Source organism: Streptomyces sp. NP-1717 (assembly GCF_022695985.1).
Taxonomy (GTDB): Bacteria; Actinomycetota; Actinomycetes; order Streptomycetales; family Streptomycetaceae; genus Streptomyces.
On sequence record NZ_JAAPBF010000069.1, the window covers coordinates 1 to 18,627 of the forward strand.

Consider the following 18,627-nt stretch of genomic DNA (forward strand, 5'->3'; position numbering starts at 1 on the left):
GGGAGCGTACGGCCCGGACCCGGCCGGTCTCACGGCCACCAGCGCGTTCTGGATCCACCACGGCACACGCCTCGCCGGCGGCGACACCACCTACCTCAACCAGTACGTACTCATCAGGCTCGGCGGATCGTTCGGAGCCTGCGCCTTCGAAGCCGGTGAGATCGACCCCGCCGTCTGCCGGGAAGCGTCCGGGGCGCCGCTGGACGTCCTGCTGCGCGAGGCTCCCCGGCCGGTCCGGATCGCCGCGCTCGACGCCTACCTCACCGAGGCCGACCCGCACTCCCGGCCCTCGCGTGCCGAGCCGGTGCCCCTGCCCGCCGGGACCCCGGAGACCCGGGCGAAGGCCCGCGACGCGGCCGTGGCCGGTCTGCTGGACATCGCGCCCGGTGCCAGGGTCGGGCTCATCGGCGTGGTCAATCCGCTGGTCGCCGCGGTCCGCGAGCGCGGCGGCAGCCCGCTGCTCTGCGACTTCAACCTGCGTACGACCCAGTGGGGCGACCCCGTGAGCGACAGCGCGGAGACGGTACTCGCCGACTCCGACGTGGTCATCGCCACCGGAATGACCCTCGGCAACGGCACGTTCGACACCGTCCTCGCCCGCTGCCGCCAACGCGCGGTGCCGCTGATCGTCTACGCCCAGACGGGCAGCGCGGTGGCGCGCGCGTTCCTGGGGTCGGGCGTGACGGCGCTGTCCGCCGAGCCGTTCCCGTTCTCCCAGTTCAGCGCGGAGCCGACGACGCTGTACCGCTACCGCGCGCCCGCCGGGACCGGCGCGTGACGGCCTTCGGGGGCGGTGCCGGGCCGGGCGGCCCGTCGGCTGGGTCCGCCATCTCCGGTACGGGGTACGCCAGTTGTCACCACGGCGAGATCCTGCAAGGCGTCTTCCTCGACGCCCGGGGCCGGCGGTGCGCCGCGCTGGTCACCCTGCCGCTGACCGGTCTCGGCACCCGCGCCGACGCCGTACTGCGACCCGGCACCCCGCCCGGCAGCCACTCGGTCGACCCGCCCGACCGGACGAAGGCGCTGCGCGCCGCGACCCTCGCCCTGCGGGAGTGCCGTGCCCGGCGTCCCCAAGTGGCCCTCGGAGCGGTGGAGTTGCGGCTCAGCGGCGATGTCCCGCTGGGGCTGGGCATGGGGTCCTCCAGCAGCGATGTCATCGCCGCGGTGCGTGCCGTCGCGGACGCCTGCGGGCTGCGGCTGCCGTCGCGGACCGTCGCCCGTATCGCCGTACGGGCCGAGCGCGCGTCCGACCCGCTGATGCTCGACGGCCGCCCGCTGCTGTTCGCACAGCGAGAGGGCCGGGTCCTCGAAGTTCTCGGCGACGCGCTGCCGCCCGCCGTGGTGGTCGGCTGCGCCCTGGGAGCGGGACGGCCCGTGGACACCCTGTCCCTCCCGGCCCCGGCCCGCGGAGACGACGACGTACGCGCCTACGAGCGGCTGCGCTCGCTGCTGCGGCGGGCGGTCGCCGAGGGGGACACCCGGCTGCTCGGGCACGTCAGCACCGAGAGCGCGCGGCGCGCCCAACGGGTGCTGCGCCACCCGGAGTTCGACCGTCTGACGCGCGTCGCGGAGCGTACGGGGGCCGTGGGCGTGCAGATCGCGCACAGCGGCAGCGTGGCCGGGCTGCTCTTCGACCCCGCCGCCACCGGCCTGGAGGCCCGCCTCCGCCGCTGCGCGGCCGCTCTGCGACGGGACGGCATCCCGGTCACCAGGACCTTCACGACCCGCCCGCCCGCCGATTCCCCGGCGCCCCGCACGCCCTGCCCGCCTTCCACGTCGTACACGTCGAACACGTCGTTCACGACCAGCGAGGAGTCCCGCCATGGACGAGCACATCGCCGACGCGATCGGACGCCCCGACCTGATACGCCTGGACGAAGGGCTCATCTGTCTGCGCTTTGAGTCCATGAAGGCGGTCTCCGCCACGGCGGCGGTACGGCATCTGCTCGACACCGGCACCGTACGGCCCGGCGACACCCTGCTGGACAGCTCCAGCGGCATCTACGCGTACGCCCTCGCCCTGGCCTGCCATCGCTACGGCATGCGCTGCCACATCATCGGCTCCACGACCGTCGACCACACGCTGCGCACGCAACTGGCCGTGCTGGGAGCGGAGTTCGAGCAGATGGACCCGAGCGACGACCTGAAGCTCGACCAGAAGCGCCGGGTCGCCCGCGTCCACGAGATCCTCGCCCGGCACCCCGGGTACCACTGGATGCGCCAGTACCACGACGACATCCACTACCTCGGCTACCGGGCCGTCGCCGACCGCATCCACGAGGAGACCGGTACCGGCCCGCTCACCGTGGTCGGCGGAGTCGGCTCCGGCGCCTCGACGGGAGCGCTCGCCGGCCGGCTGCGGGAACACTCACCCGGCGTCGGACTCATCGGGGTGCAGCCGTTCGGCAGTGTCACCTTCGGCAGCGAGCACGTGCCCGACCCCGACATCATCATCGCCGGGATCGGCAGCTCCATCCCCTTCGCCAATGTCGACCACACCCTCTACGACACCCTGCACTGGCTGGGCTTCCGCACCGCGCTCGCGGGCAGCGTCGACCTCCTGCGCAGGCACGCCGTCTTCGCCGGACTCTCCGCCGGGGCCGCGTACCTGGCCGCACGCTGGGAACGCGGCCGCGACCCCGGCCGGACCTTCCTGTTCGTCGCCGCCGACACCGGCCACCGCTACACCGACTCGGTCTTCGCCCGTCATGGCACGGCGGAGCCGGCCGACGCCCTCGCACCGCGCACGGTGGACACGCTCGACGATCTCGCGCACCCGTGGTCCCGGATGGACTGGAACCGCGCGCCCGCGCCCGTACCCGTGGCCGGACCTGAACGGCGGATCCGTTGACACCCCGTCACCCCACGCCGACTCCCGTGCCCGCGCCGCCACTTCAGGACATCCGCGCGAACGCCGCTCCCGAACCCCCGGCCGCCCCGGCCGCGGGGCGGCTCCACCGTCCGGCCGGCGTCGCGGCGCTGTGCGCGGCCCTCGCCGTACTGCTGTCGGTCTCCGTACTCCTCGCCATCAGCCTGGGCCCGGCGCCGGTCCCGCCCGCCGACACCGCACGTCTCCTGTGGGCGGCGCTCACCGGAGGCCGCGTCGGGCCGGCCGACATCACGACGTACCAGATCATCTGGGAGATCCGCACCCCGCGCGTGCTGCTCGCGGCCCTCGTGGGCGCCGGGCTGAGCGCGGTCGGTGTCGCCGTCCAGGCGATGGTCCGCAACGCGCTCGCCGACCCGTTCGTCCTCGGCGTCTCCTCCGGAGCCTCTGTCGGCGCCGTCGGTGTCACGGTCACCGGCGGGCTCGCGGGACTCGGTCTCCACGCGGTGTCGGCCGGGGCGTTCGCGGGCGCGCTGTTCGCCTCCTTCCTGGTGTACGCCGCCTCCTCGCGCGGCGGCGCCCTGTCCCCGCTGCGGCTCGTACTCACCGGCGTCTGCGTCTCGTTCGGACTCCAGGCCGTGATGAGCGTGATCATCTACCTCGCGCCGAGCGGCGAGGCGACCAGCACCGTCCTGTACTGGACGATGGGCAGCTTCGGCGCGGCCAGTTGGGCCGCCCTGCCGGTCGTGGCCGCGGCCGTCCTGCTCGGCATCGCGGTCCTGCGCCGGCGGAGCCGTTCCCTGGACGTCCTGGCACTCGGCGACGAGACCGCGATCAGTCTCGGCGTCAGCCCCGACCGGCACCGGCGGTTCCTGCTCCTCCTCGCCTCCCTGCTGACCGGGGTCATGGTCGCCGTCAGCGGCGCGATCGGCTTCGTCGGCCTGGTCATGCCGCACCTCGTACGCCTGGTGACCGGCGCCGGACACGCGCGGGTCCTGGCCCTCGCGCCCCTGGCCGGGGCGGTGTTCATGGTGTGGGCCGACCTGATCGCCCGCACCCTGGCCGCTCCCCGCGAACTGCCGCTCGGCGTCATCACCGCGCTCGTCGGAGTACCGGTCTTCATCACCCTGATGCGCCGCAGGAGCTATCTCTTCGGAGGCCGCTGACATGGAACTCTCCCTCGACGGCGTGACGTTCGCGCTGGACGGCGACACCCTGGTGCGGGACCTGTCCCTGCACGTCGGCACCGGCCAGATCGTCGGTCTCGTCGGCCCCAACGGCAGCGGCAAGTCGACCGCCCTGCGCTGCGTCTACCGCGCGCTGAGACCCACCGGCGGAACGGTGCTCCTCGACGGGCGCGACCTCACCTCGCTGACGCCGCGCGAGAGCGCGCGGGCCGTCGCCGCCATGACCCAGGACAGCTCCGTCGACCTCGACTTCACCGCGGAGGAGGTCGTCTCCCTCGGCCGGGCCCCGCATCTGCGCGGCAACCGGACGCCGAGCGAACGCGAACGGGGTCTGGTCACCGGCACCATGGCCCGGCTCGGCATCGGCCATCTCGCCCACCGCGGGATCCTGACCCTCTCCGGCGGCGAACGCCAGCGCGTCCTGGTGGCCCGCGCCCTGGTCCAGGAACCGGAGGTCCTGGTCCTGGACGAGCCGACCAACCATCTCGACATCCGCCACCAGCTCGAACTGCTCGCCCTGCTGCGGGGATCGGGCCCGACCGTCCTGGTCGCCCTGCACGACCTCAACCTCGCGGCAGCCGCCTGCGACCGGCTCGCCGTCCTCTCCCGGGGCCGCCTCGTCGCCTCGGGCACGCCCGAGGAGGTCCTCACCGCCGAACTCCTGCGGGAGGTGTTCGGCGTCCGGGCCGACGTCGTACGCCACCCGCGCACCGGCGATCCGCAACTGCTGTACGTACTCCCGGCCCACCCGTGACCGGCACCGGCGACCAGCACCGGCGACCAGCACCGGTGTCCGGCACCCGTGAACACCACCACGAACAGAGAGAGACCCATGTCCCCACGTCCCGCGGTACGCCGACCCGCCCTGCCGGTCGTCCCGGCCCTGATCCTCGCCGTCCTGCTGAGCGGCTGCGGCGCCGACATCGAGACCGACTCCGAGGCGGGCGCCGAGGTCACGGTGCGCCGGTGCGGCGAATCCGTCCCGTACACCGTCCCGGAGAAGGCCGTGGCCTACGAAGGCGGCAGCGCCGACAAGCTGTTCAGCCTCGGCCTGACCGACCACGTACTCGGCTATGTGATGCCCCCGGCCAACCCGCCGGTGAGCGAGTCCCCCTGGGCCGCCGAGTACGCCGAGGTCGAGATGCTCAGCGACGACCTCCTCAACAAGGAACTCGTCGTCTCCCACAAGTCCGACCTCGTCGTCGCCGGCTGGAACTCCGGCTTCAGCGACCGGCGCGGCATCACACCCGAGATCCTCGACAGACTCGGCATCCAGAGCTTCATGCACACCGAGAGCTGCTACAACTACCCGGGTTTTCCCGAGAGGACGGCCCCCTTCGACGGCCTCTACACCGACCTCGAACGGCTCGGGAAGATCTTCCGCGTGGAGGACAGGGCGACCGAGGTCGTCGACGGCCTCAAGGAGCGCGTGAACAAGGTCAGGACTGCCGCGCCGAAGACCGACCCGCTGCCGGTGTTCCTCTACGACTCCGGCACGGACCAGCCGTTCACGGCCGGCAGCCAGGTCCCGCCGAACGACATCATCAAGACCGCCGGGGCCCGGAACATCTTCGACGGCCTCGACGAGCGCTGGACCCAGGTGAACTGGGAAGCCGTCACACGGGCCGCACCCGAGGTGATCATCATCCTCGACTACGGCGACCAGCCGGCGAAGGAGAAGATCGACTTCCTGAGGAAATCCCCGCGCACCAGCCGGCTCCCGGCCGTGCGGAAGAACCGGTTCTTCGTCCTCGACTACAACGAAGGCATCAGCGGTCCGCGGAACATCGACGGCCTGGAGAAGTTCGCGGCCTACCTCACCTCACTGAGTCGCTGAACCTCAGGGCTGTCCGAGGACGGCGGCCGGCCGGCGGGCCGCGACGCCGCGCGGCTCCGACGGAGTGTCTGCGTACGGGTGCGGGTGGAGGCTGACAGCATCGGTCGGGCGGTGGATCCGATGGTCACCGCGAGCAACCGCCCCGTGCGCGGGCCGCCTCTCCGGCACCCCGGCGCCGCCCCCGCGCGGCGGCGGCGACCGCGAGAGGCAGCACCCATGGCGCCACGCACCCACTGGCTGTTCGGGGACCAACTCGGTCCGCTTTTCATCAATCCGCGCCACGGCGGCCCCGACGCCCGGGCACCGGTGGTCATGATCGAGGCCCGCTCGGTGCTGCGCCGCCGACGTTTCCACCGGGCCAAGGCGCATCTCGTCCTGTCGGCGATGCGGCACCGCGCCGCCGAACTCGGCGACCGTGTCACATATGTCCGGGCCGAGACGTACGCCGAGGGCCTGGAGCGGGCCCTCGGCCGCCCCGTGTCCCGCCGGTCGGCCACGCGTGACGGCGACGCGGGCGGGCGACTGACGGTCTGCCACCCCACCTCACGCCGGGCGCTGGAATTCGCCCAAGCGCTGGAGGGAGTCGAGGTCCTGCCGGCGAAGGGCTTCATGGTGAGCCACGACGACTTCGCGGAATGGTCCGGCGGCCGCGGCGGTGGACAAGGTCTGCGGCTGGAGGGCTTCTACCGCTGGGTGCGCGGGCGGCACGACCTGCTCATGGACGGCGACGAGCCCGCCGGCGGCCGGTGGAACCTCGACCACGACAACCGCGAACCCCCTCCGCGCGGCCGGGAGACGCTCGACGTCCGGGGGCCCTGGCGCCCGCGCGAGGACTCCATCGACGAGGAGGTACGCCACGACCTCGACCGCTGGGAGCGCGACGGCGCCGTCTCCTTCGTCGGCCGTGACGGCCCCAGGCGCTTCCCCGCCACCCGGCGCGAAGCCCTGTCCGCGCTGCGGCACTTCATCACTCACCGGCTGCCGGACTTCGGCCGCCACGAGGACGCGATGCTCGCGGCCGACCCGGTGCTGAGCCACAGCCTGCTCTCCGCGCCCCTGAACCTCGGACTCCTCGATCCGGCCGAGTGCGTGGAGCGCGCCGAGCACGCCTACCGGGCCGGCGACGCGCCCCTCAACAGCGTCGAGGGCTTCGTCCGGCAGATCGCCGGCTGGCGCGAGTACGTCTGGCACCTCTACTGGCACTTCGGCGAGGACTACCGCCACCGCAACGCGCTGCGCCACACCACCCCCCTGCCGGACTGGTTCCTCGACCTGGACGCCGACGCCGTCACCGCCAACTGCCTGTCCACCGTGCTCGCCCAGGTACGCGACACCGGCTGGACCCACCACATCCCCCGCCTGATGGTGCTCGGCAGCCGCGCCCTCCAGGACGGCTGGGACCCGGCGGCCGTCACCGACTGGTTCCACCGCTGCTTCGTCGACGGCTACGACTGGGTGATGCTCCCCAACGTCGTCGGCATGTCCCAGTACGCCGACAACGGCCTCATGACCACCAAGCCCTACACCTCCGGCGGCGCCTACATCCACAGGATGAGCGACCTCTGCGGCCCCTGCGCCTACCGCCCCACCGACCGCACCGGAGACCGCGCCTGCCCGTACACCGCCGGCTACTGGGCCTTCCTGCACCGCCACCGCGCCCGGCTGGCCGCCAACCACCGTATGGCGCGCGCGGTCAAGGGTCTCGACCGCCTCGGCGACCTGCCGGAACTCCTCGACTCGGCTTCGCGGCGCGGCGACACACCTCCCTGACCGGTGTGCTTGTGCCCTGCCGGTTCGCATTTCACTTCGGGACTTAATTCGTTACCGAAAACACCGTCGAAACGGGCTACCGGAATAAATTACCCGGCGGTCTGACCAGCACTGTCGTGATCGCCAAGTGGGCCGTAACGGGAACTGGTTGACGGTTCTCGTGATAGGGTCTTATTGATTCACAGGACGCCACGAAAAAAGGGGAATGGCGTGAATACCGAGAAGGTTACGGCTCGACGTCTTACGGCCGAAGAGGTTTCGGAGTTGGGCCTCCAGGACGGCATCTTCGTCTCGGCAGAGATGGATGGCCTTCCTCTCGACTGCTACGCCCCGGCTTTCCTTACGGAGCCGGGTAAGAATTTCGAGGGAGGTTCCTTCACCGCGAGGACGTCCTTCGGCCAGGAAATCCACGTTCTCCCGGACAATGCCGAAGAACGCGGAATCTGGATCGCCGACAAGGCGGGGGAGGAAATCGAGGTTCTCCAGAGCGCCGGTGTCCTTCTGAATCTCGCTCTCTTCGTTCCCAACGGAAACATGGAATCCCTGGATTCCCTCTACGCCGCCGCCCGGGACGCCTTCGGCGCGGGGATCGTCCAGCGCTGGAGCGAGGAAGTCGTCGCGGTTCCGGACGTGAAGGTCGACCTGTTCGAGGAGCCGGCCCGGGGACGCAAGAACGCGAGCAGCCAGCGCGACCGCCGCGCCCTGGACATCTACCCGACCCGGGTGCGCTTCCTGGAGCCCAGCGACGGCTGGAAGTTCATCGTCGAACCGCACAAGGAAGTCGTCGACGACACACCGACGATCTGACCTGATTCCGGATCGGGAATCACACCGGCGGCGGGGCTGCCGCCGGTAAGGCTCGACGACAACGCCCGGCCGGGGTTTCCCCGGCCGGGCGTTGTCGTGCGTACGGTGCCGCTCTCCGCCTCACCTCCGGGGACGGGGAGCCGGGAATCCGGGCGCGACGCCGGAGTTGCGGGCGGGCGGAAGGCTGCGCACGGTGGAGGGGACGGGGAGTCGTCCGACGCCGCCGAGCAGAGGGCCACGATCATGAGCACCACGGAAACCTCCCGGACCGGGTCGGCGTGGCCGCTGTTGCGCGTCGACGACTGGGTCGATACGCGCGAGACGCTGCACATGTGGGTGCAGATCGTGGGCAAGGTCCGGCTGGCGCACGCCCCCCTGCTCAACCACTGGTGGCAGGTGGCCCTTTACGTCACTCCCCGTGGGCTGACCACCTCCGCCGTTCCTTACGGCGCCGGAGCCTTCGACATCGAATTCGACTTCGTCGACCACGTGCTGCGTGTGCGCACCAGCGACGGCGGAGCCCGCGCCATCGCCCTGGAGTCGATGCCGGTGGCCGACTTCCACGCCCGCGTCGGGCGGGCGCTGGAGGAACTGGGCGTCCCCACGACCATCCAGGACCATCCGAACGAGGTCGAGCCGGCGGTCCCGTTCTCGCAGGACTACCAGCACCACACCTACGACCCGCGTGCGGCGCACCTGTTCTGGCGGCAACTCCTCCAGGCGAACCGTGTACTGGGTGAATTCCGCGGGCAGTTCGTCGGCAAGGTGAGCCCGGTGCACTTCTTCTGGGGGGCGATGGACCTGGCGTGCACCCGGTTCTCCGGGCGCACCGCGCCCACACATCCCGGGGGCGCCCCGAACTGCGGTGACTGGGTGATGGTGGAGGGGTACTCGCACGAGCTGAGCAGTTGCGGTTTCTGGCCCGGCGGCGGGGACGAGGGGGCCTTCTACTCGTACGCCTACCCCGAGCCCGCCGGATTCGCCGACAGCCCGGTCACCCCGTCGGAGGCCTTCTACAGCCGCGAGAACGGGCAGTTCCTGCTGCCGTACGAGGCGGTACGCACCGCCGCCGACCCGGACCGCGCACTCGCCGGCTTCCTGCGCAGCACCTACGCGGCGGCGGCGGACGGCGCCGGATGGGACCGGGCGTCGCTGGAGACGGACCCGGAGCGCTGGGCCGACCGCTGAGCGCCGGCGGGCGGAGCGGCGGCGGACGAGCGCACCAGCGCACGAGCGCACGAACTGTACGAGCGGAAGGACGACCCTCATGACTCCCCGTGACGACTGGCCGACGCCCGCGCAGGGCCTGGTGCTGACCCACTTCCTGACCGTGCGGGACGTCGCGGTCTCCCGCCGCTTCTACGCCGATGTGTTCGGCGGCCAGGTGGTGCTGGAGGAGAACCCCTGCATCGTGAAGATCGCCAACGGCTGGATCATCATGAACCCGGGCGGCGGCCCCACACCCGACAAGCCCGACGTCGTCCTCACCGCCCCCGAACCCGGCGACCCCGTGTCCTCGTTCCTCAACGTACGGGTGGCCGACATCGCGGCCTTCCACGAGCAGGCGGTCGCCAAGGGCGCGCGATTCCTCACGGAGCCCCTCGACCGCAAGGCCGAACTCCGCTGCTACATCAGGGACCCGGACGGTTATCTGATCGAGGTCGGTCAGGCCACCGGCATGCTGGAAGGCACCTTCGCGGATCGCACCGACCCGCCGGAAAGCGGGACGTGACTCTCCCGGAGGCCGGCGCGGCCCGGCACGATCGGGCACCGGCTGAATCCCCTCCGTGGCCGGTCCGGGTCACCGCCGACGAGAACTGGCCACCGCGGTCGTAGGGGCGCACGATGGAAATGACGCCTCCGGCAAGGGCATCTCGCGATTCTGGACGCCGGGGCGTGAACGCAGGAAGGAGGTGCGACGTCATGACCCAGTTCATGGACGTCCACCACGGAATGAAGGGCATCACCGCCGACCAGCTGAAGCAGGCCCACCGGGCCGACGTCGCCATCGAGACGGAGGAAGGCGTCCACTTCGAGAGAGTCTGGGCGGACCCGCAGTCCGGCACGGTCTACTGCCTCTCCGACGCCCCCTCGGCGGAAGCGGTCCAGCGCATCCACGGCCGAACGGGCCACCGGGCGGACGAGATCCACTCGGTCCCCCTGAGCGCGTAAAGGCAGTCCACCCCGCCCCGCGGGTTTGTCGCCGGTCTCCGTCGGATTCGTCCGTGATCGGTAACAGCGGGATCCCGCAGGGGTGTTCGCCTGTCTCCATCGGTGCGGGGCATCGGCGGTGACGGCGAAGGGGCGGGGACATGGCACGGCACAAGGGCAGGGGATGGCACGGCCGGCTCCTCGCGGCGGCGCTCGGTGTGACGGCGGTGGCCGCGGCCACCTCGGTGTGGAGCGCGCAGGCCAACCCCGCGGGCGGGCAGCAGTCGTCACCGCCCGCCGTCTCGGTGCCGGACACCCCCGCCCAGGACCGGAAGGTGGCCCAGGTGGCCGCGGAGATCGCCCACGCCTCGGACGCCGGCCCCCAGGGCGTCAACATCACCATCGACGACGGACCGGACCCGGTCTGGACGCCGCAGGTACTGCGACTGCTCAAGGACAGTGGTACGAAGGCCACGTTCTGCATGGTGGGCACACAGGCCCAGGCGCACCCGGACCTGGTCAAGGCGGTCGTGGCGGACGGACACCGCCTGTGCAACCACACCGTCTCGCACGACACCACCATGGACACCAAGTCCGAGGCCTACCAGTCGAAGCAGATCCTGGACGCCGAGCGCATGATCACCAAGGCGTCCGGGGGCGTCCGGCCCGAGTACTACCGCGCCCCGGGCGGTGCTTTCACCCCGTACAGCCGGGAACTCGCCGCGTCCCGGGGGATGCGGCCGCTGGGCTGGAACGTCGACTCCAAGGACTTCGAGCGTCCCGGCGCGGACGCCATGGTCGCCACGGTCAAGAGCGAGATCCCCAACGGCCCGACGGTCCTCTTCCACGACGCGGGCGGCGACCGCTCCCAGACGGTGGCCGCACTGCGTGAGGTGCTGCCCTGGCTGCGGGACCAGGGATACTCCTTCGGCTTCCCCGTCCGCTGACCGAACTGTGCCCGTTCTGACGTCCGGCCCCTTCAGGGGCCCGAGGGGGCGGGCCCCTGAACACCGGCCCGGAACGCCCCGCCGTCGTGCCGCCCGCTCAGTACGGGCGGCAGACCGCTTGCCGTGAGAATCAGTGCAGCACCTTGGTCTTCGCCTTCTGGAATTCGTGGTCGGAGATAGCACCCTTGTCGTGCATCTCGACCAGCTTCGCGAGCTGTTCCGCCTCGCTGGCCCCGGTTCCGGCCCCGGCGGTCGTGCGGACGTATTCGTCGAAATCATGCTGCCGGGCCCGCGCATGCTTCCGTTCACGCTGTCCCATGCCGCGACCGCGCACGGCCACGTAGACGAAGACTCCGACGAAGGGCAGGAGGATCACGAACAGCAGCCAGCCGGCCTTGGCTCCTCCGGTCATGTCGTCCCTGAGAACGTCGGCGATGACTCGGAAAAGCAGAATCAGCCACAACACGCTCAGGACGAAGAAGAAGACCGTCCAGAAGGCACCCAGGATCGGATAGTCGTTTGCCAGCGTTACTTCTCCGGTCATGGTCTGTTCTCCGCTCGTGGGGGCCGGGAATGCGTCCTTTCCCCCCGGTCCCGCGCTGCGCGTCCACCGATCTCAGCGGCTGCGCGATCCTGCGGGCGCGGGCACTCTCAGGCCATGGTGACGCTTTGCCCAGCGCCCCGCCACCCGGACGGACCGCACCCCGGGACCGGCTGTCCCCGGCCCGGCGGCGGCCCCTACGGCCCGGGGGCGCGGAAACTCACCTGCCGGCGGGCCGCCTCGTCGATTTCCTCGATGGTGAGAAGTGGAGTGGCGCGGGTGTGGAGGGCGCCGCTGGCTTTGACGGTGAGACTGACGGCGGCCATGGAGACCGGGTCGGGGAAATCGATGATGAGCACGATGTCGTCCTCCCCGAAGGCGAAGTACATGGCCTCCACCGTCCCGCCGAGACCGCCGACGACCTGATCGACGGCGGCCCGTCGCCCGCTCGCGCCTTCGCTGAGCAGCCCTTTCGTACCCTCGTGCGTATAGCTGGCCTGGATGAGATATTTCGGCATGGGAAAGACGCTCCGTGCCCGTCGATTGTCCGTTGACGCAGATCCAGAGTGAACTTCCCTGGTCGCACTTCTCCCTACTTGCCCAACGGCCGGATTCACTCGTTGGGAGCTGAACCCCTTTGCGCCGGCCACTCCCGCCGGTTCTCCGTCAGTCCCTCGCGAGGGGGTCTGCCGCGCCGAGGTCGTGTCGCACGACGCCGCGGAGTCCGGCATCTGCCGCGTCGAATCCGTCCTTCAACTCGGTGCAGCCGCCGGGATGTTCCCCTCGGCCCGCGAGGCCCTCGTCCGCCCGGACGGAAGAACCCGGCCGATCGGACCGGAAGCATGGAAGATCGGCCGACGCCGGGCCGGAGATCGCGGGCTAGCGTTCTTCTCGGTAGGGAACACCACGGAGAGGAAGACCCGATGGACCAGCGAACCTCCGACCGCGACGCCGGCGTGACCGCCGAGTTCGAGAGCGACGTCGTCAAGCTGTTGCTGGAGACGATGAGCAACGTGGCCAAGCAGGGGCGCGAGGACGTCGGTACGGAAAGTGTGCTGGCCGCGCTGGTGTCGGACGACTGGGCCGCCGGTTCCGCGATCGCCCGCGGGATGAAGGCCGCCGGATCGCTCGGCGGTTCGATCGGGGCCCGTGGGACATCCGTGTGGGTCAGCCACGACACGGGTGACGGCGCGGAGGGAGACCCGGACGACGAGCGGGAGATCGACTCCCTCTGGCGGGAGGTCCAGCAGGACTGGGCCAAGAAGCTGAGCTGGAAGAATCGCAAGAAGGCGGAGGAGGAGCGGGACAGTGTCGAACTCCCGCCGATGACAGGTGCGTTGCGGACCTGTCTGCGCAACGCGGTGAAGACGGCGCGGGAGGAGGGCGGTGTCTCGGTGCGCGTCCGCCATGTGGCGCACGCACTGGTCGAGTTGCCCGACACCCGTGCCCGCGAGGCCATGGTCGTGGAGAAGCTGGACGTCTCCGCCGCCGCGGCGGCGCTCGACGCGTTGCGGGGCGGCGACACGGTGCCCGAGCCCGGCTCGGTGCTGATGCTGCGCAAGTCGGGGACGTTCGGGAAGAGCGGCAATCCGCTGACCCGCAAGCTCAGCGCCTGGGTGTTCGGGGGCGGCGCGGGGTTCGGCTCCGCGGTCGTGAGCGCGGTGCGCGCGGAGGCGCTGCGGGGGGCGGTGCGGCGCGGGGCGTCGGAGCAGGAGCCCGTCGACGTACTCCTCGGCATACTGGCGCTGGACCGGTCGTTGACCGTCGCGGAACGTGAGCTGCCCGAGAAGCTGACAGGCGCCAACCAGGGGGCGGAGCTGCTGCGCCGGCACGGCGCGCGGCAGGACGCCCTCGCCCGGTTGCTGTTCTCCTCCACCGGGGCCGCGGCGGGAGAGCTCCCGGTGGCCGACGGCACGGGCGACCGTGACCGACGGCTCCTGCACGTCACGCAGTTCACCGCCTCCTCCCAGGACTCGCCCACGGTCGGTACGACCCACCTGCTGGCCGCCCTGCTGGACAAGACCGGGACGGACGCGGAGTCCGCGGCGGAGATCGAGCGGGTACTGACCGAGAGCGGGGTCGACGTCGCCGCGCTGCGCGCGGAGCCCGAGCTCCGGGTCCCGGGAGGAGCGGCGCGAGCTGCCTGAGGCCGTAAGGTTCGCCGACGCGTATGACGAGCAGAGCCGTTGAGAACGGCACCCACACGGAGGAAACCATGCGGCCGGCAGCGCGACCGTGGAGGCGGATGTGCCGCGAGGCCGCCGCGATCCGGGACGAGGTGCGCGCCGCGCCCCGGCGGACCGTCGTCACGGAGTCCGTACTCGTCGGCCTGGTCCTGCTGTGCTCGCTGACGCCGATTTCGCTGATACCGCCGGCCCACCCGGTCCCCACGGCCCTCCTGGGCGTGTGGGTGGCGCTGCTCGTGCCCGCGCGGCGGGTGTATCCGGCGCTGACGATCCTGGGCTGTCTGCCGGTGATCGCCGGGGAGAACGTGTGGGCGATGGCGGTGGCGCCGTGCCTCGTGTGGTCCGCCGCGCGCCGCATCGCCCCGGCACGGCGCGCCTGGGGGGTGGTCGGGGCGAGCTCCGCCGGCTCCGTACTGGCGGCGGTCGGCGCCCAGTCCCTCAGCGGACTCCCGACGATGCCGTACGTGGTGGCCGGCGCCGGCGTGAGCGCGCTGTTCATCCTGCTGCCCGGGCTGTCGGGCCTCATGCTGGGGCGCCGCCGTCCGCTGACCGGGCTGCTGCGGGAACGCAACGCCTACCTCGAACAGGCCCGCCTGCTCACCGACGAGGCGGCCCGCATGGAGGAACGGGCGCGCATCGCCGCCGAGATGCACGATCTGCTCGGCCACCGCATCGGCCTCATCTCGATGCACGCCGGAGCCCTCCAGCTCGCCGCCGAACGGCAGGCGCCCCCGCTGGCCGCCCAGGCCGAACTCCTGCACACCACGGCGGGAACGGCCATGGAGGAGCTGCGCGGCATCCTCGGTGTCCTGCGCCACCAGTCCCACGAGGAGACCGGCGAGCGGGGAACCCGCGAGGATCTCGCGGCCCTCGTCGCGGACTCCCGGAGCGCGGGAGCCGACGCCGAACTGCACTGGAACGCGACCCGGCCCGCGGACGCGGATGCCCGCACCCGGCAGGCCGTCCACCGTGTCACCCGCGAAGGACTGGCCAACGCGCTGAAGCACGCGTCCGGCGCGCCTGTCCGCGTGACGTACCACGACGAGGGGGACACGGTGGTGGTCACCGTCGTCAACGACGCCCCGCCGGTGCCCCGTTCGGCCGGGGGCGGCAACCGCAGCGGACTCGTCGGCCTCCGGGAGAGGGTCGGCCTGCTCGGTGGCGCCCTCGACGCCGGACCGTGCCCGGGGGGCGGCTTCGCCCTCTCCGCCCGGATACCCGCCCGGCCCGCCGCGCCTCCCGTGTACGCCAATCCGCCCGAGCGGGTGTCCGGCGGGGCGGGCTCCCAGCCCCCGCTGTCCACGGAGGTCCTCACCTGGCCCCGCCTCCTGGGCGGGGGCTGCGCGGCGATGCTGGTGTTGCTGCCGACGGTCGGCGGCACTCTCGCCCTGCTGATCATGGCGGTTCTACAATGAGCCGATGATCCGTGTGCTGATCGCCGACGACGAGGCACTGATGCGGGCCGGGATCCGGCTCATCCTGGAGAACGACGACGAGATCCGTATCGTGGCCGAGGCACAGGACGCCCGCGAGGCCGTCGAAGCCTGTCGCGCACACCTCGTCGACGTCGCCCTCCTCGACATCCGCATGCCCGGCGACGGCATCACCGGCGCCGCCGAGATCGCCCGCCACTCGCCCCGTACCCGGGTGGTGATGCTGACGGCCTTCGGCGAGGAACCGAGCGTCACCCGCGCCCTGCGCGCGGGAGCCCACGGCTACCTCCTGAAGGACACCGGCCCCCGCGACCTGATCGACGCCGTACGCCGCGCCGCCGCCGGCGAACCCGTCCTCGCCCCGCAGGTCACCCGCCAACTCATCGACTTCCGGACCCGGTCGGGCCACGACAACGACGCCGCGTCCCGCCGGATCGCGGACCTCACACCGACCGAACGGGACGTCCTGCGCCTGCTGGGCACCGGCCTCTCCAACGCCGCCATCGCCGCACAGCTCCACCTGAGCTCCGGCACGGTCAAGGCCCACATCAGCAACATCCTCACCCGCACCGCCTGCACGAACCGCGTCCAGGCGGCGGTGCTGGCCCAGGAGGCGGGTCTGCACGACTGACCCCGGCGACGCTTTCGGACGCAGTCGCGGGGCGGGACGCGCCCGGTACGGCAGCAGGGCCCGGACCGCACGTCGCGGTCCGGGCCCTGCCCCTTGCTGTGCCGCGCCTGCGGCTGCGGTGCGTCAGCTCTGTTCCGTGTCGTCGTCCGTCTGTCCGGCGTCCTCGGATGCGCCTGCCTTCTCGCGCATCTTGCGCACCAGTTCCGCCTTCCGGTCGGCGGCACCCTTGCGGTCGAGGTTGCGGTGCGGGCCGTTGTTCTGCCGTTCGGCGCGGGACAGCCGCTTGCGCTGGCCGCCGCCCATGCCCACGGGGTTGTTGATGTTCTTGCTCACGGTCATGGGTTCTCCCGGAGTGATGTGAAGTGATCTAACGGATCTGTCGGTGGGGGACTTGCGTGGCGACGTCGAGGGGGACGTCAGCAGGGGCTCGTCACGCTCTCACTCGTCAATCTGCGTCTGGAAGAACATGACAAAGACGGTACCCGGTTCCATCGGTCCCGCTCGCCCGTCCCTCGCCGCCACCCCGAAACCACGAGGTCACACGCCTGCCCCTTAGGCTGCTGCCGTTGGCCGATGCGTCAGAGTGGGGGAGCGGGCCGATGAATGGTGCGACGGATGTCTTCCAGCCGCTTCAGGCGGGCGACCCGCCCGTGGTGGCGGGCTACCGGCTCGCCGCCCGGCTGGGGGCCGGTGGCATGGGCCGGGTCTACCTCTCGCACACCCAGGGTGGCCGGCCCGTGGCGATCAAGGTTGTTCGGCCGGAGCTGGCGGACGACCCGGACTTCCGGCGGCGGTTCGGCCGGGAGATCAGGGCTGCCCAGCGGGTCCGCGGGGCGTACACAGCCGAGTTGATCGACGCCGACGCGGACGGCGTACCGCCTTGGCTGGCCACGTTGTACGTCCCCGGTCCGTCCCTGGCGGAGGCCGTGGCCCGCCGTGGCCCGCTGTCGGTGACCGCCGTGCTGTGGCTGATGGCGGGGATGGCCGAGGCGTTGCAGGCCATACATGCCGAGGGCATCGTGCACCGGGACCTCAAGCCGTCGAACGTACTGCTGGCCGCCGACGGGCCGCGTGTGATCGACTTCGGTATCGCGGTGGCCGCCGACGCGACGTCGTACACGGCGACGGGACACACGGTCGGCACGCCCGCCTACATGGCGCCCGAGCAGGCGTCCGGGGATGAGGTCACGGCGGCGGCCGATGTCTTCGCCCTCGCCCAGACGGCGGCGTTCGCGGCGCTGGGCAGGCCGCTCTACGGCGATGGCGCGGGCGTCTATGTCTTGTACAGGATCGTGCACTCCGCGCCCGAGTTGTCCCTGCTGCCCGAACCTCTGCGTCCGCTGTTCGCCCGCTGCCTGGCCGCCGACCCGGCTGAGCGGGCCACACCGGCGGAGATCGTGGAGTGGTGTCGGCAGCGGCTGGGAGGGGACGCCGACGCGGGCGGGGCACCGCCCGTGTGGCGGGAGATCAGCGGGCCGGAGGTCGTGGTTCCGCCACCGGTGCCCGACCCCACCCCGGCGCAGCCGCAGCCGCTGATCGGATATTCCCAGCCGTCGGCCGGGTTCGTGCGGCTGACGCAGGCGCAGGCGCAGGGGCGGCAGGGTCAGCTTCGCAGGCGGCGCATCGCGCGGGGGATGATCGTCGGTTCGGCGGTGGGCGCGCTGCTGCTGACGGTCCTGGCCTGGCGGGTCTTCGACGCGGAGGGCCGGGGCGACGACCGGGACACCACCGGCTCGTCGGCGTCCCCCACGGGACCGTCCGCACGATCATCTGATTCACCGGATTCGTCCGGCTCCTCGGACCCGGCGGCTCCGGGCGTCGCGGAACCGGCCGCCGGGACTTCACCGTCCTCCTCGGCCCCGCCCCGGGAGCCGCGTCCCGAGCCGTACCCCCTGGTCATGCTGGACAGGAAGAACTCGGTGAATCTCACCGACCCTCACGCGGAAGCGAAGGGCCGCACGGGGGACATCCGTTTCGGCTGCCCGACGAACGGCTGCCAACTGGAGAGCGATACGCATGTGTTCCTCCAGCTGTACGGAAAGCCGGGCGGCACCCTCGACGAGTGCCGTCGGCTGCTCAAGCACGAGAAGAACCACCGCCTCCCGCTCGCCGGCGCGGCGAACGGCAGCGAAATCTGCATCAAGGGCCCCTCGGGGGACATCGCCCTGTTCGTGATCTCGACGAAGTCGACCGCGATGCCGGACATCGCCTTTCTCCAGGGCGACTTGACGATCTGGCGAGGAGCGGCTTAGCCGCTCCATCGCTCCTGTCCACCAGCGACGGAGCGGGTGACGGCGAGGTGGAGCCGGG

General features: G+C 71.6%; 19 protein-coding genes. 16 read left to right on the top strand and 3 right to left on the bottom strand.

What is annotated here, in order from left to right:
• The 12 genes from GXP76_RS16605 to GXP76_RS16660 all read left to right on the top strand — a co-directional run.
• Positions 1–778, top strand: a 778-nt coding sequence (locus GXP76_RS16605) for a Rossmann-like domain-containing protein (protein WP_242572301.1), incomplete at its 5' end; no start/stop codon positions are given.
• A complete protein-coding gene (locus tag GXP76_RS16610) occupies positions 775–1,902 on the top strand; it encodes a GHMP kinase (protein ID WP_242572302.1) in 1,128 nt (375 codons plus the stop codon). The genes GXP76_RS16605 and GXP76_RS16610, both read left to right, overlap by 4 nt.
• Entirely contained in the window at positions 1,823–2,851 is a 1,029-nt protein-coding gene (locus GXP76_RS16615) for a pyridoxal-phosphate dependent enzyme (protein ID WP_242572303.1), read from the top strand. The genes GXP76_RS16610 and GXP76_RS16615 overlap by 80 nt, the downstream gene beginning before the upstream one ends.
• Before the next feature lie 26 nt (positions 2,852–2,877).
• Positions 2,878–3,993 (top strand): FecCD family ABC transporter permease, encoded by a 1,116-nt coding sequence (locus GXP76_RS16620; protein ID WP_374361300.1) that lies wholly within the window; start codon positions 2,878–2,880, stop codon positions 3,991–3,993.
• Position 3,994: 1 nt separating this feature from the next.
• Complete coding sequence (locus tag GXP76_RS16625) at positions 3,995–4,768, top strand: ABC transporter ATP-binding protein (protein ID WP_242572304.1); 774 nt, start codon at positions 3,995–3,997, stop codon at positions 4,766–4,768.
• Between the two features lie 78 nt (positions 4,769–4,846).
• Positions 4,847–5,851, top strand: coding sequence for an ABC transporter substrate-binding protein (locus tag GXP76_RS16630; RefSeq protein WP_242572305.1), 1,005 nt, complete (start codon positions 4,847–4,849; stop codon positions 5,849–5,851).
• A gap of 216 nt (positions 5,852–6,067) precedes the next feature.
• Positions 6,068–7,621: a cryptochrome/photolyase family protein gene (locus tag GXP76_RS16635; protein WP_242572306.1), complete on the top strand. Its 1,554-nt coding sequence runs from the start codon at positions 6,068–6,070 to the stop codon at positions 7,619–7,621.
• Between the two features lie 210 nt (positions 7,622–7,831).
• A complete protein-coding gene (locus GXP76_RS16640; protein WP_242572307.1) occupies positions 7,832–8,428 on the top strand; it encodes a hypothetical protein in 597 nt (198 codons plus the stop codon).
• 243 nt (positions 8,429–8,671) lie between these two features.
• Positions 8,672–9,616 (top strand): DUF5996 family protein, encoded by a 945-nt coding sequence (locus tag GXP76_RS16645; protein ID WP_242572308.1) that lies wholly within the window; start codon positions 8,672–8,674, stop codon positions 9,614–9,616.
• Between the two features lie 79 nt (positions 9,617–9,695).
• Positions 9,696–10,160: a VOC family protein gene (locus GXP76_RS16650; protein WP_242572309.1), complete on the top strand. Its 465-nt coding sequence runs from the start codon at positions 9,696–9,698 to the stop codon at positions 10,158–10,160.
• A gap of 191 nt (positions 10,161–10,351) precedes the next feature.
• Positions 10,352–10,600 carry an SCO4226 family nickel-binding protein gene (locus GXP76_RS16655; RefSeq protein WP_242572310.1) on the top strand — a complete coding sequence of 83 codons (249 nt, stop codon included), beginning with the start codon at positions 10,352–10,354 and terminating at the stop codon, positions 10,598–10,600.
• Positions 10,601–10,740: 140 nt separating this feature from the next.
• The gene (locus GXP76_RS16660) at positions 10,741–11,526 is read left to right on the top strand and encodes a polysaccharide deacetylase family protein (protein ID WP_242572311.1); all 786 of its coding nucleotides are present in this window, start codon (positions 10,741–10,743) and stop codon (positions 11,524–11,526) included.
• Between the two features lie 130 nt (positions 11,527–11,656).
• Here the strand turns inward: GXP76_RS16660 and GXP76_RS16665 are convergent, their stop codons facing one another.
• Positions 11,657–12,070 (bottom strand): SHOCT domain-containing protein, encoded by a 414-nt coding sequence (locus tag GXP76_RS16665; protein WP_242572312.1) that lies wholly within the window; start codon positions 12,068–12,070, stop codon positions 11,657–11,659.
• Between the two features lie 194 nt (positions 12,071–12,264).
• Complete coding sequence (locus tag GXP76_RS16670) at positions 12,265–12,585, bottom strand: GYD domain-containing protein (protein ID WP_242572313.1); 321 nt, start codon at positions 12,583–12,585, stop codon at positions 12,265–12,267.
• 405 nt (positions 12,586–12,990) lie between these two features.
• Between GXP76_RS16670 and GXP76_RS16675 the strand changes: the two genes are divergently transcribed.
• From GXP76_RS16675 to GXP76_RS16685, 3 genes are all read left to right on the top strand, one after another.
• On the top strand, positions 12,991–14,214 hold the full coding sequence (locus GXP76_RS16675; RefSeq protein ID WP_242572314.1) for a Clp protease N-terminal domain-containing protein: 1,224 nt from the start codon (positions 12,991–12,993) through the stop codon (positions 14,212–14,214).
• 98 nt (positions 14,215–14,312) lie between these two features.
• Positions 14,313–15,668, top strand: a complete 1,356-nt coding sequence (locus GXP76_RS16680; RefSeq protein ID WP_242572315.1) for a sensor histidine kinase — start codon at positions 14,313–14,315, stop codon at positions 15,666–15,668.
• 4 nt (positions 15,669–15,672) lie between these two features.
• On the top strand, positions 15,673–16,317 hold the full coding sequence (locus GXP76_RS16685) for a response regulator transcription factor (protein ID WP_242572316.1): 645 nt from the start codon (positions 15,673–15,675) through the stop codon (positions 16,315–16,317).
• Positions 16,318–16,440: 123 nt separating this feature from the next.
• On the opposite strand, the gene GXP76_RS16690 is transcribed toward GXP76_RS16685, so the two are convergent.
• A complete protein-coding gene (locus GXP76_RS16690) occupies positions 16,441–16,656 on the bottom strand; it encodes a DUF6243 family protein (protein ID WP_242572317.1) in 216 nt (71 codons plus the stop codon).
• A 260-nt stretch (positions 16,657–16,916) separates the two neighbouring features.
• Between GXP76_RS16690 and GXP76_RS16695 the strand changes: the two genes are divergently transcribed.
• Positions 16,917–18,569 carry a serine/threonine-protein kinase gene (locus tag GXP76_RS16695; protein WP_242572318.1) on the top strand — a complete coding sequence of 551 codons (1,653 nt, stop codon included), beginning with the start codon at positions 16,917–16,919 and terminating at the stop codon, positions 18,567–18,569.
• Positions 18,570–18,627 lie beyond the last annotated feature (58 nt).

Coding starts and splice junctions, on each gene's coding strand:
- GXP76_RS16670 (WP_242572313.1), bottom strand. CDS start 12,585: ATGCCGAAATATCTCATCCAGGCCAGCTATACGCACGAGGGTACGAAA.
- GXP76_RS16680 (WP_242572315.1), top strand. CDS start 14,313: ATGTGCCGCGAGGCCGCCGCGATCCGGGACGAGGTGCGCGCCGCGCCC.
- GXP76_RS16630 (WP_242572305.1), top strand. CDS start 4,847: ATGTCCCCACGTCCCGCGGTACGCCGACCCGCCCTGCCGGTCGTCCCG.
- GXP76_RS16655 (WP_242572310.1), top strand. CDS start 10,352: ATGACCCAGTTCATGGACGTCCACCACGGAATGAAGGGCATCACCGCC.
- GXP76_RS16665 (WP_242572312.1), bottom strand. CDS start 12,070: ATGACCGGAGAAGTAACGCTGGCAAACGACTATCCGATCCTGGGTGCC.
- GXP76_RS16690 (WP_242572317.1), bottom strand. CDS start 16,656: ATGACCGTGAGCAAGAACATCAACAACCCCGTGGGCATGGGCGGCGGC.
- GXP76_RS16635 (WP_242572306.1), top strand. CDS start 6,068: ATGGCGCCACGCACCCACTGGCTGTTCGGGGACCAACTCGGTCCGCTT.
- GXP76_RS16660 (WP_242572311.1), top strand. CDS start 10,741: ATGGCACGGCACAAGGGCAGGGGATGGCACGGCCGGCTCCTCGCGGCG.
- GXP76_RS16695 (WP_242572318.1), top strand. CDS start 16,917: ATGAATGGTGCGACGGATGTCTTCCAGCCGCTTCAGGCGGGCGACCCG.
- GXP76_RS16645 (WP_242572308.1), top strand. CDS start 8,672: ATGAGCACCACGGAAACCTCCCGGACCGGGTCGGCGTGGCCGCTGTTG.
- GXP76_RS16625 (WP_242572304.1), top strand. CDS start 3,995: ATGGAACTCTCCCTCGACGGCGTGACGTTCGCGCTGGACGGCGACACC.
- GXP76_RS16685 (WP_242572316.1), top strand. CDS start 15,673: ATGATCCGTGTGCTGATCGCCGACGACGAGGCACTGATGCGGGCCGGG.
- GXP76_RS16650 (WP_242572309.1), top strand. CDS start 9,696: ATGACTCCCCGTGACGACTGGCCGACGCCCGCGCAGGGCCTGGTGCTG.
- GXP76_RS16675 (WP_242572314.1), top strand. CDS start 12,991: ATGGACCAGCGAACCTCCGACCGCGACGCCGGCGTGACCGCCGAGTTC.
- GXP76_RS16615 (WP_242572303.1), top strand. CDS start 1,823: ATGGACGAGCACATCGCCGACGCGATCGGACGCCCCGACCTGATACGC.